The organism is Aeromonas sp. s9 (assembly GCF_040907765.1).
Classification (GTDB): Bacteria; Pseudomonadota; Gammaproteobacteria; order Enterobacterales; family Aeromonadaceae; genus Aeromonas; species Aeromonas caviae.
This window is the reverse complement of record NZ_JBFOCK010000102.1, coordinates 18029-30368: the sequence shown is the minus strand read 5'-3', so window position 1 is coordinate 30368 and position 12340 is coordinate 18029. Positions and strand designations below refer to the sequence as shown.

Below are 12340 nucleotides of genomic sequence, written 5' to 3'. Positions count from 1 at the left end.
ATCTCCCCCATCTTCCTTGAAGGCGTTTCCCCGGGAGTGGCAGGGCGCGGGCAATAAAAAACCCCGCCATCGCTGGCGGGGTTTGCGTGCATCAAGCGGGCAGCGTGCTGCCGGTGCTCTTAGCGGTTGTTCACCTTCTCGTGCAGCTCCTGCACCGAGTTCACATTGGCGGTGGCATCGACACTGATGGCCATGCAGGTGGCGAAGGCCGCGTGCAGCGTGGTGGTGTAGGCCACCTTGTGCTGCAGGGCGCCACGGCGCAGCTGCTTGGAGTCCTCGATGGCCTGACGACCCTCGGCGGTGTTGACGATGTAGGTGTACTCGCCATTCTTGATGCGATCCAGAATGTGCGGACGACCCTCGTGCACCTTGTTCACCAGACGCGGGTTGATGCTCGCCTCGCCCAAGGTCACGGCGGTGCCGTGGGTGGCGTCGAGGTCATAACCCAGCTCCAGCAGCTTGGCGGCCAGGTTGACCACCCGCTCCTTGTCGCCGTGGCGAACGGACAAGAGGGCGCGACCTTCGCTCGGCACCTGGTGACCGGCACCCAGCTGCGCCTTGGCATAGGCCTCGGCGAAGCTGCTGCCCACCCCCATGACTTCACCGGTGGAGCGCATTTCCGGACCCAGCAGCGGGTCCACACCCGGGAACTTGGCGAACGGCAGTACCACTTCCTTCACCGAGTAGTAGGGCGGGATGATCTCGGTGGTGAAGCCCTGTTCTTTCAGGCTCTGACCGGCCATGACGCGGGCGGCGATCTTAGCCAGCGGTGCGCCGGTGGCCTTGGAGACGAAGGGCACGGTACGGGCGGCACGGGGGTTCACCTCGATGAGGTAAATCTCGTTGTCTTTCACCGCGAACTGCACGTTCATCAGACCGACCACGCCGAGTTCCAGCGCCAGCTTGCGCACCTGCTCGCGCATCTCGTCCTGGATGGACTTGGACAGGGTGTAGGGCGGCAGGGAGCAGGCGGAGTCACCGGAGTGGATACCGGCCTGTTCGATGTGCTCCATGATGCCGCCGATAACCACATCGGTACCGTCGCAGATGGCGTCCACGTCCACCTCGGTGGCGTCGTCCAGGAAGCGGTCCAGCAGTACCGGCGACTCGTTGGAGACGCTCACTGCCTCGGCGAAGTAGCGGCGCAGGTCCTGCTCGTCATAGACGATTTCCATGGCGCGGCCACCCAGCACGTAGGAGGGGCGAACCACCAGCGGATAGGTGATGCGCGTGGCCAGTTGCACAGCCTGCTCCAGGGCGGTGACGGTGCCGTTTTCCGGCTGCTTGAGCCCCAGGCGCTCGACGGCGGACTGGAAGCGCTCGCGATCTTCCGCGCGGTCGATGGCATCCGGGCTGGTACCAATCACCGGCACGCCGTTCGCTTCCAATGCCCGCGCCAGCTTCAGCGGAGTCTGGCCGCCGTACTGGACGATGACGCCCTTGGGCTGCTCGACCCGCACGATTTCCAGCACGTCTTCCAGGGTCACCGGCTCGAAGTAGAGACGGTCGGAAGTGTCGTAGTCGGTGGAGACGGTTTCCGGGTTGCAGTTGACCATGATGGTCTCGTAGCCGTCTTCGCGCAGGGCCAGGGCCGCATGTACGCAGCAGTAGTCGAACTCGATGCCCTGACCGATACGGTTCGGGCCGCCACCGATGACCATGATCTTGTCGCGGTTGGTGGGGTTGGCCTCGCACTCCTCGTCATAGCTGGAGTACATGTAGGCGGTGTTGGTGGCGAACTCGGCCGCGCAGGTATCGACCCGCTTGTAGACCGGGAAGATGTTGTGGCGGGCACGCAGCTTGCGCACTTCCCCTTCGGCCACGCCGAGGATCTTGGCCAGACGGGCGTCGGCAAAGCCTTTGCGCTTGAGGGCGCGCAGGAAGTCGGCGTCGAGACCGGCCATGCCGCGCTCTTTCACCTGCTCTTCCAGTTTCACCAGCTCTTCAATCTGCACCAGGAACCAGGGGTCAATCTTGGTCAGCTTGAACACGCCGTCCATGGAAAGACCGGCGCGGAAGGCGTCGGCGATGTAGAAGATGCGCTCGGCACCGGCATCCTGCAGCTCGTGACGGATGCGGGTCAGGGAGTCGGGGGCGTTCAGGTCAACCATGGGGTCGAAGCCGGTCTTGCCGGTCTCGAGACCACGCAGGGCCTTGTGCAGGGACTCCTGGAAGTTGCGGCCGATGGCCATCACTTCACCCACGGACTTCATCTGGGTGGTCAGACGGTCGTTGGCGCCGGCGAACTTCTCGAAGTTGAAGCGCGGCACCTTGGTCACCACGTAGTCGATGGCCGGCTCGAAGGAGGCCGGGGTGCGACCGCCGGTGATGTCGTTCATCAGCTCGTCCAGGGTGTAACCGATGGCGAGCTTGGCGGCGATCTTGGCGATGGGGAAGCCGGTCGCCTTGGAGGCCAGCGCAGAGGAGCGCGACACCCGCGGGTTCATCTCGATGATGACCATGCGGCCGTCTTTGGGGTTGATGCCGAACTGGACGTTGGAGCCGCCGGTCTCGACACCGATCTCGCGCAGCACCGCCATGGAGGCGTTGCGCATGATCTGGTACTCCTTGTCGGTCAGCGTCTGGGCTGGCGCGACCGTGATGGAGTCACCGGTGTGGATGCCCATGGGGTCGAAGTTCTCGATGGCGCAGACGATGATGCAGTTGTCGTTGCGATCCCGCACCACTTCCATCTCGTACTCTTTCCAGCCGATGAGCGACTCGTCGATGAGCAGCTCCTTGGTGGGGGAGAGATCCAGGCCGCGTTCGCAGATTTCGACGAACTCTTCGGTGTTGTAGGCGATGCCGCCACCGGAGCCGCCCATGGTGAAGGAGGGACGGATGATGCAGGGGAAGCCCACCATCTGCTGCACGCCCCAGGCCTCTTCCATGTTGTGGGCGATACCGGCACGGGGGCACTCGAGACCGATGCTGCGCATGGCCTTGTCAAAGCGGGAGCGATCCTCGGCCTTGTCGATGGCGTCGGCGGTGGCGCCGATCATCTCGACACCGAACTCCTTGAGCACGCCATGCTGCTCCAGCGCCAGGGCGCAGTTCAGCGCAGTCTGACCACCCATGGTGGGCAGGATGGCGTCCGGGCGCTCTTTCTTGATGATCTCGCGCACCACTTCCCAGGTGATGGGCTCGATGTAGGTGGCGTCGGCCATCTCCGGGTCGGTCATGATGGTGGCCGGGTTGGAGTTCACCAGGATGACGCGGTAGCCCTCTTCTTTCAGGGCCTTGCACGCCTGGGCGCCGGAGTAGTCGAATTCGCAGGCCTGACCGATGACGATGGGGCCGGCGCCGAGGATCAGGATGCTCTGTAGGTCGTTACGTTTTGGCATGGCTCTCTTTATCCTCTTAGGCGCGATACTGCTTAATCAATTCAATAAAGTGGTCGAACAGACCGGCACAATCGTGCGGGCCCGGGCTCGCTTCGGGGTGACCCTGGAAGCTGAAGGCCGGACGGTCGGTGCGATGGATGCCCTGGAGCGACCCATCGAACAGGGAGACGTGGGTGGCACGCAGGCACTCGGGCAGGGTCTGCTCGTCCACCGCAAAGCCGTGGTTCTGGGCGGTGATCATCACGGTGTTGTCGTCCAGACTCTTCACCGGGTGGTTAGCACCGTGGTGGCCGAACTTCATCTTGATGGTCTTGGCGCCGGAGGCCAGGCCCAGCAACTGGTGGCCCAGGCAGATACCGAACACAGGGGTGTTGGTATTGAGGAAAGCCTTGATAGCTTCGATGGCGTAGTCGCACGGTTCGGGGTCGCCGGGGCCGTTGGAGAGGAAGATGCCATCCGGGTTCATCGCCAGTACCTCGGCGGCCGGGGTCTTGGCCGGCACCACGGTCAGGCGGCAGCCACGGTCCACCAGCATGCGCAGGATGTTGCGCTTCACGCCAAAGTCGTAGGCCACCACATGGTATTTCAGCTCATCGGCCGCCGGGGTGACGTGACCCTTGCCGAGCTGCCAGCTGCCTTCAGTCCAGCTGTAGGATTCGCTCACGGTCACTTCCTTGGCCAGGTCCATCCCCTTCAAACCGGGGAAGGCGCGGGCCTGTTCGAGGGCATGGGCTTCATCGAGCTGCTTGCCGGCCAGGATGCAACCGGCCTGTGCGCCTTTTTCACGCAGGATGCGGGTCAGCTTGCGGGTGTCGATGTCGGCGATGCCAACGATGTTGTGAGACTTGAGGTAATCGGAGAGGGATTGCTGATTGCGGAAGTTGGAGGCCAGTATCGGAAGGTCCCGGATGATGAGGCCCTGAGCATGGACCTGACTGGACTCTTCATCTTCGCTGTTGGTGCCGGTGTTGCCTATATGGGGGTAAGTGAGGGTAACGATCTGACGGGAATAGGAGGGATCTGTGAGGATTTCCTGATAACCCGTCATCGACGTGTTGAAAACCACTTCACCAACGGAACATCCCTCGGCGCCTATCGACACGCCTTTGAACACAGTTCCATCTTCCAGCACTAGCAATGCAGTGTGATTCAAGACAACCTCCAGTTATTTAGCTTTAAATTCAGCAATTTACCTGGGTGTTGCGGGCTCGGTTCCGGTCTTTGACAGGACTCGAACCCGGCAGATTTCTGGCAAATTGGGCGCATTCTACTTAAAAACGATCTCATTTCAACGTCTTTTCTCGTTTGAAATGCATCTAAATTCAATAAACAAGCAACATTACCCATTATCTATGCACTCACTCGCTTTGCAACCCCCTCTTCAAAAAGAAAAGCCAAACACAGACAACAAAGCGGCGCCCGATGCCATGCAACGTACAAAAAACCAAATTTACCACTTAATAAACAGCAAGATAGAAAATTAAAAAATAAACTACACAACAGCAAAAACACCATTTAAAGCCAGAAAAGTGAACACCAAGAATAGAAAACGTTTTTCTTGGATTGCATTTTTAGTCTATTTCACATCAAGGCGAAATGCCCCCCGCAGGGGAATATTGAGACCCAAACCCGTTACCCCTTGATGACATTTTTGTCGCAAGAGGGTGGCAGGCTTGTAAGAATGGCAGGATTTAGCGAGGTTCACTCAAAAAGTGATGATTAAGGCTCATTTCTACAAAAAAGTGACAAAAAACCCCGGCGGACCGGGGTTTGGCAACCAGTACGGGAGTCTGCACTCCCCCTGAAGACGGTTTATTTCAGACCGAGCACATCCTGCATATCATAGAGACCGGCCCCTTGCTGGCCGAGCCACTTGCCCGCCCGCACTGCACCGTTGGCGAAGGTCAGACGGCTGGAAGCCTTGTGGCTGATCTCGACCCGCTCGCCGATGTCGGCGAACATGACGGTGTGCTCCCCTACCAGATCTCCGGCGCGGATGGTGGCAAAGCCGATGGTGTTGCGATCCCGCTCACCGGTGATCCCCTCACGGCCATAGACGGCGCACTCTTTGAGATCCCGGCCCAGGGTTTTCGCCACCACTTCCCCCATGGAGAGCGCAGTGCCGGACGGAGCATCCACCTTGTGTCTGTGGTGCCCCTCGATGATCTCGATGTCGGTGTACTCCCCCATCACCCTGGCCGCCTGCTCCAACAGCTTGAACACCAGGTTGACCCCGACCGAGTAGTTGGAGGCGAAGACGATGCCGATCTGCTTGCCCGCCTCGTGCAGGGCCGCCTTGCCCGCCTCGTCAAAGCCGGTGGTGCCGATCACCATCTGCTTGCCATGCGCCAGTGCAAAGGCGAGGTTCGCCAGGGTCACCTCGGGGCGGGTGAAGTCGATGATGAGATCGAACTCGTCCTTCACCTTCTCCAGACTGTCGCTGATGATGACGCCAAGGCGCCCCAGGCCGTTGAGTTCACCCGCATCCAGACCTATCACGGCAGAGCCCGGTCGCTCCAGCGCCGCTCCCACCACCACGCCCTCGGCGTTGGCGATAGCCTCCAGCAGCACCTTGCCCATACGACCATTACAGCCCATCACGGCCACACGGATCGGATTGTCCATCTCCACCCTCTCATCTCTTTATTATGGAAAGAGACCGTTTTACCAGCCCGCGCCCCCTTTGAAAAGCCCGATCTGGCCCGCCAAACCACCCCGACATTTAAACGATAAATTCAATAAAAACAGAATAAATGACGGAATAACCAGACAAGTCAGAATCACGAAGCAAAAAGCCCTATCCATCTGGACGGCTATCTTGACCCGGGCGGGCCGACTCACTACTGTTGGCCCCCCATGGTGGCAGGATGCCCGCCCTGTGCCCGCCCCGGAGGCGCCACAGGCAACGACAGGAGGTCATTGTTCAAGTTTCGAGGAACACATGATCCAGACCCAACCCCGTGCCAGAGCCCTGCTGCCCCTTCTGGTCTTTCTTGCCCTCTTCATCGGAACCGGTACCTGGCTGACCCTGCAGGGGGTCGAGTTTGCCTTCTACCAGCTCCCCGCCCCCGTTGCCGCCCTGCCTGCCGTCATGCTGGCCCTGCTGATGGGACGCGAGGGGTTCAACAAGAACCTCGAGACCTTCTTCAAGGGGGTGGGCGAGAGCAACATCATGGCCATGTGCCTCATCTATTTGCTGGCGGGCGCCTTCGCCACCGTGGCCAAGGCCACCGGCGGGGTGGATGCCACGGTCGCCCTCGGCCTATCCCTCATTCCGGGCTGGTGCCTGCTGCCGGGGCTCTTCCTCATCTCTGCCTTCATTGCCACCGCCATGGGTACCTCCATGGGCACCATCGGCGCCGTGGCACCGGTGGCGCTGGGCGTCGCCCAGGCCGCCGGCATCGATCCGATGCTGATGGCGGGGACCATCCTCTCCGGCGCCATGTTCGGGGACAACCTCTCCATCATCTCAGACACCACCATCGCCGCCACCCGCAGCCAGGGCTGCGAGATGAAGGACAAGTTTCGCGAGAACATCAAGATTGCCGCCCCCGCCGCCGTGCTGGTGATCCTGTTCTATCTGGTGCTGGGCTCCACCGGTGAAGCGCCGGCCCCCACCGCCGAGGCGGACTTGCTCAAGGTCGCCCCCTATCTGCTGATCCTGGTGCTGGCCCTCTCTGGCATGAACGTCTTCATGGTACTGGGGCTCGGCATCCTGGCGGCCGGTGGCGTGGGGCTGCTTGGCAGCTACTCTCTCGGCCAGTTCAGCAAGGACATCTATCAGGGCTTTACCAGCATGCAGGAGATCTTCCTGCTCTCCATGCTCATCGGCGGTCTGGGTGCCCTGATGGAACGCCAGGGGGGGCTCGCCTGGATAAGTGAGCGCATCGCCGCCCTGATTGCCCGCTTCACCCGCCACCACGATGGCGAGCAGAACGAGAAGGCGGCCGAGCTCGGCATCGCCGGCGTGGTGAGCCTCACCAACCTGTGCACCGCCAACAACACCGTGGCCATCATAGTCGCGAGCAAGGTGGCCAGGGATCTGGCGGACCATCACGGGGTCACCCCGCGACGCGCCGCCTCCATGCTGGACATCTTCTCCTGCGTGGTGCAGGGGCTGATTCCCTGGGGCGCCCAGGCGCTGCTGCTGGGTTCCATCTTCGCCCTCTCGCCGATCCTGGTCGTGAGCATGAGCTTCTACCCCATGGCGCTGGCCCTGGCCGCCATCGTGGCCGTTTTCCTCAAGCACCAGATGGGCGCAGTGGCTCCCGCCCCCCACCGTTCCTGACGCCCGACCTCAGGGGCCGCCCGGCTGACGGCCCCGCCATCGGCTTTTCATCCCGTCGGCCCCTTGCTAAGGTAGCGCCAGCCCACCTTTGCCCAGGAGTCCCCATGCCGGATACCCAACCCGAACGCCAGAACCTGCGCCAGCTCATTCGCCAGCGCAGAAAAAGCCTGAGCCAGGCCGAGCAGCAGGCCGCGGCCCAGCAGTTGGTCGAACGCTTCCAGGAACACCCCGGCATCCTCGCGGCCAGGCGCATCGCCCTCTATCTGGCCAACGACGGGGAGCTCGATCCCCTGCCCGCCATCCACTGGCTGTGGGCCCGGCAAAAGGAGGTCTACCTGCCGGTGCTGCACCCCTTCACCCCGGGTCACCTGCTCTTCTTGCGCTACACCGCCACCACCCCCATGACCCGCAACCGCTACGGCATCGCCGAGCCCGAGCTCGACGTGCAGCAGGTACTGCCCCACAGCATGCTGGACATCATCTGCACCCCGCTAGTGGCCTTCGATGAGGCTGGCAACCGCCTCGGCATGGGGGGCGGCTACTACGATCGCACCCTCGCCTGCTGGCACGAGCACCAGCTCGGCCCAAGACCCCTGGGGCTCGCCCACGATTGCCAGCAGGTGGATGCCGTCCCCCGGGAGCAGTGGGACGTGCCGCTCCCCCAGATCATCACCCCCAGCCGCAGCTGGCACTTTGCCTGATCAGGTGGGGGCGCCCCCTTCGGTTCAATAAACAGGCAAACGATTTACATCTTGGGGATTTTTGCGCCGGAACGTGAGCACCATGGTCGCTCTGGGGGGGATGCTTGGATATAATGCGCCCGCTTTTTCCATAAGGATCCATCATGACTCAAGATGAAATGAAGAAGGCGGCCGGTTGGGCTGCGCTCAAATACGTGGTACCCGGCACCATCGTCGGGGTGGGCACCGGCTCTACCGTCAATCACTTCATCGACGCACTGGCGACCATGAAAGACCAGATCAAGGGCGCGGTGTCGAGCTCCATCGCCTCCACCGAGCGCCTCAAGGGTCTCGGCATCCCGGTGTTTGACCTCAACGACATCGATGCCCTCTCCGTCTACGTGGATGGTGCCGACGAGATCAACGCCAGCCGCGACATGATCAAGGGGGGCGGCGCCGCCCTGACCCGCGAGAAGATCGTCGCCGCCGTGGCCGACCAGTTCATCTGCATCATCGACAACACCAAGACCGTCGACGTGCTGGGCACCTTCCCCCTGCCGGTGGAAGTGATCCCCATGGCCCGCGAATACGTGGCCCGCGAGATCCGCGCCCTTGGCGGCAACCCGGTGTGGCGTGAAGGGGTGGTGACCGACAACGGCAACATCATCCTGGACGTCAAAGGCATGGCCATCACCGATGCCAAGGCTCTGGAAACCCGCCTCAACAGCATCGTGGGCGTGGTCACCAACGGCCTGTTCGCCCACCGTGGCGCTGACGTTGTGCTGATCGGCACCCCCGAGGGTGTGATCACCAACTAAGGCCCGCTCCCCGGACCTCTCCCTCCGGGCAAGCCCCCGCCCGGGTCAGTCAATCTGACTGCCCCAAATGGACAACGGCGCCTCATGGCGCCGTTTCTGGTTATCCCTCAATGGGTTGTAGCAGCACATCTGCAACAATCGTTGATAACTTCAAAGAATTTGACTTTCGTCACAAATATTCCCTCTCCCAAACGTTTTTGCTACTTTACGGTTTTCTTCACACTGCAAGCCTGAACGCATTTTTCAAAACAATAGAGGGAACGTCATGACAGCCAAGTTTTCGCTGGACAAGGATAAGATCAAGGTACTGCTGCTGGAGGGAGTCCATCCCAACACGGTGGAGACCTTTCGGGCAGCCGGCTACACCAATGTGGAATATCTGAAGACGTCCCTGTCGGAAGAGGAGTTGATCGAGCGCATTCGTGACGTGCATTTCGTGGGCCTGCGTTCACGCACCCAGATCACCGAGAAGGTGCTGGATGCCGCCACCAAGCTGGTGGCCATCGGCTGCTTCTGCATCGGCACCAACCAGGTCTCCCTCGACGCCGCCCACGTGCGCGGCATCCCCGTCTTCAACGCCCCCTTCTCCAACACCCGCTCCGTGGCCGAACTGGTACTGGGGGAGATCCTGCTGCTGCTGCGCGGCATTCCCGAGAAGAACGCCAAGTGCCATCGCGGCGTTTGGGAGAAGCTGGCCAACCGCAGCGTCGAAGCCCGCGGCAAGAAGCTCGGCATCATCGGCTACGGCCACATCGGCACCCAGCTTGGCATCATCGCCGAGATGATCGGCATGAAGGTCTATTACTACGACATCGAGAACAAGCTCTCCCTTGGCAACGCCATCCAGGTGCCGAACCTGGTGGAACTGCTCAACATGTCTGACGTCATCAGCCTGCACGTACCGGAAACCGCCTCCACCAAGGATCTCATCGGTGCAGAGCAACTTCGCATGATGAAACCGGGCGCCATCTTCATCAACGCCTCCCGCGGCACCGTGGTGGACATCGACGCCCTGGCCGACGTCATCAAGAGCGGCCACCTCTCCGGCGCCGCCATCGACGTCTTCCCGGTGGAGCCCAAGTCCAACGACGAGGAGTTCCTCACCCCGCTGCGCGGCCTGGACAACGTGATCCTGACCCCCCACATCGGCGGCTCCACCCAGGAAGCCCAGGAAAACATCGGTCTGGAAGTGGCCAACAAGCTGGTCAAATACTCCGACAACGGCTCCACCCTCTCCGCGGTCAACTTCCCGGAAGTCTCCCTGCCCGGCCACAAGGGCTCCAGCCGCCTGCTGCACATTCATCGCAACCAGCCCGGCGTGATGAACCAGATCAACCAGATCTTCGCCGACGAGGGGATCAACATCGCCGGTCAGTACCTGCAGACCAGCAGCGAGATCGGTTACGTGGTCATCGACGTCGAAACCGAGCACAGCGAGAAGGCCCTGGCCCGTCTCAAAGAGATCAATGGGACCATCCGTGCCCGGATCCTGCACTGATAAGCCCTTATCTGCGCAGCAAAAAGCCCGTCGTGATGACGGGCTTTTTTATGTCAGGAGAAAGGTTGCTCTCGCAACCTACCACCACCCCAGCAGGTTGCGGCCCACCAGGGCGCCCCACACCAGGGCGTTCAAGGCCAGGGCGATGAAGACGGCGGCGGAGCCCAGATCCTTGGCGCGGCCCGAGAGTTCGTGATGCTCGGAGCCGATGCGATCCACCACCGCCTCCACGGCGGAGTTGAGTACCTCGACGATCACCACCAGCCAGCTGATGCAGACGAGCAGCAGGATCTCGTTGAGGGAGTCACCTATCCAGAATGCCAGCGGCATCAGCAGCAGGATGAGCAGCAGCTCCTGACGGAAGGCGGCCTCGTTGACCCAGGCCGATTTGAGACCTTTCATGCTGTAACCGGTTGCGTTGATGATGCGGGTGATCCCGGTCGCGCCTGGCTTTGCCACGATAACTACCTCATTTGAAATGGCTTTTGGGTTCACATCCTATCAGAGCCGCCCAAGGTTTCCATCGGGTGACTTTTGCTTTATTTTATTCCCTTGCATTTTGGCATCCCGCCCACCTTATCCACTCGAGAATTGAGTCGTATGTCCATTCACACCGATGAATTGCGCACCCGTCGCCTGGAGGCCCTGATCACCCCAAGCGAGCTGGCGCACGCCTTCCCGTTAACCGACACCATCGCCCAGAACCTGCTGGATGCCCGCCGCCAAGTGGAAGCCATTCTGTCCGGTGAGGATCAGCGCCTGCTGGTCATCGTCGGCCCCTGCTCCATCCACGATCCCGCCGCCGCCCACGAATACGCCCTGCGTCTGAACACCCTGCGTGAAGAGTACAAAGAGAGCCTGTGCATCGTGATGCGCACCTACTTCGAAAAGCCGCGCACCATCGTCGGCTGGAAGGGGCTCATCAATGATCCGCGCCTGGACGGCAGTTTCGACGTCAATGAAGGGCTGAAACTGGCCCGCAAGCTGCTGGTGGACATCAACGAGACCGGCATGCCCACCGCCACCGAGTTCCTCGACATGGTGACCGGCCAGTACATCAGCGATCTCATCACCTGGGGCGCCATCGGCGCGCGCACCACCGAGTCCCAGGTTCACCGGGAGATGGCCTCCGCCCTCTCCTGCCCGGTGGGGTTCAAGAACGGCACCGACGGCAACACCCGCATCGCCATCGATGCGGTGCGCGCCGCCCGTCACAGCCACATCTTCTACTCCCCGGACAAGGACGGCAAGATGACCATCTACCGCACCGCCGGCAACCCCTACGGCCACGTGATCCTGCGCGGCGGCCACCGTCCCAACTACGACACCGCCAGCATCGACGAGGCGTGCGAGGCTCTGGCCCAGGTGGGCCTGCCGGAGCGCCTGGTGGTGGACTTCAGTCACGGCAACAGCATGAAGGATCACCGCCGCCAACTGCTGGTGGCCCAGGATATCTGCGATCAGCTGCGCCGCGGCCGCACCGGCATCGCCGGCATCATGGCCGAGAGCTTCCTGGTGGAAGGGCGTCAGGACGTGGAGAACGGCTGCGCCGCCACCTTCGGCCAGAGCATCACAGATGCCTGTCTGTCGTGGAGTGACACCGAAACCCTGCTGGCCATGCTGGCAGAAGCCGCCCAGGTGCGGCTGGACAAGCAGAAAGCCTGAACAACCGCTCAACGCTCTCTCTACCAATTCAAAGAGCCAGGCATCAC

At 61.6% G+C, this 12340-nt stretch carries 9 protein-coding genes; 5 read left to right on the top strand and 4 right to left on the bottom strand.

Annotated elements, in window-relative coordinates; all coding sequences use genetic code 11:
• Window positions 1-119: 119 nt before the first annotated feature.
• The 3 genes from carB to dapB form a co-directional block, all read right to left on the bottom strand.
• Window positions 120-3344, bottom strand: a complete 3225-nt coding sequence (carB, locus tag AB5Y54_RS19595) for a carbamoyl-phosphate synthase large subunit (protein ID WP_103260345.1) — start codon at window positions 3342-3344, stop codon at window positions 120-122.
• Between the two features lie 16 nt (window positions 3345-3360).
• The gene (gene carA / locus AB5Y54_RS19590; protein ID WP_048207941.1) at window positions 3361-4497 is read right to left on the bottom strand and encodes a glutamine-hydrolyzing carbamoyl-phosphate synthase small subunit; all 1137 of its coding nucleotides are present in this window, start codon (window positions 4495-4497) and stop codon (window positions 3361-3363) included.
• A 659-nt stretch (window positions 4498-5156) separates the two neighbouring features.
• Window positions 5157-5969, bottom strand: coding sequence for a 4-hydroxy-tetrahydrodipicolinate reductase (dapB, locus tag AB5Y54_RS19585; RefSeq protein WP_010675190.1), 813 nt, complete (start codon window positions 5967-5969; stop codon window positions 5157-5159).
• A gap of 316 nt (window positions 5970-6285) precedes the next feature.
• On the opposite strand from dapB, the gene AB5Y54_RS19580 reads away from it, so the two are divergent.
• The 4 genes from AB5Y54_RS19580 (at window position 6286) to serA (ending at window position 10628) form a co-directional block, all read left to right on the top strand.
• Entirely contained in the window at window positions 6286-7632 is a 1347-nt protein-coding gene (locus tag AB5Y54_RS19580; RefSeq protein ID WP_323899581.1) for a Na+/H+ antiporter NhaC family protein, read from the top strand.
• Window positions 7633-7736: 104 nt separating this feature from the next.
• Entirely contained in the window at window positions 7737-8333 is a 597-nt protein-coding gene (locus AB5Y54_RS19575) for a 5-formyltetrahydrofolate cyclo-ligase (protein ID WP_039040382.1), read from the top strand.
• Between the two features lie 143 nt (window positions 8334-8476).
• Window positions 8477-9130 carry a ribose-5-phosphate isomerase RpiA gene (gene rpiA / locus AB5Y54_RS19570; RefSeq protein ID WP_039040383.1) on the top strand — a complete coding sequence of 218 codons (654 nt, stop codon included), beginning with the start codon at window positions 8477-8479 and terminating at the stop codon, window positions 9128-9130.
• Window positions 9131-9395: 265 nt separating this feature from the next.
• A complete protein-coding gene (gene serA, locus AB5Y54_RS19565) occupies window positions 9396-10628 on the top strand; it encodes a phosphoglycerate dehydrogenase (protein ID WP_039040384.1) in 1233 nt (410 codons plus the stop codon).
• 78 nt (window positions 10629-10706) lie between these two features.
• Here serA and AB5Y54_RS19560 read toward each other — a convergent pair whose 3' ends face one another.
• Window positions 10707-11087: a diacylglycerol kinase gene (locus tag AB5Y54_RS19560; protein WP_052816484.1), complete on the bottom strand. Its 381-nt coding sequence runs from the start codon at window positions 11085-11087 to the stop codon at window positions 10707-10709.
• Between the two features lie 141 nt (window positions 11088-11228).
• Here AB5Y54_RS19560 and AB5Y54_RS19555 point away from each other — a divergent pair, with 141 nt between their 5' ends.
• Window positions 11229-12293, top strand: a complete 1065-nt coding sequence (locus AB5Y54_RS19555) for a 3-deoxy-7-phosphoheptulonate synthase (protein WP_010675196.1) — start codon at window positions 11229-11231, stop codon at window positions 12291-12293.
• The last annotated feature ends 47 nt before the right edge of the window (window positions 12294-12340 follow it).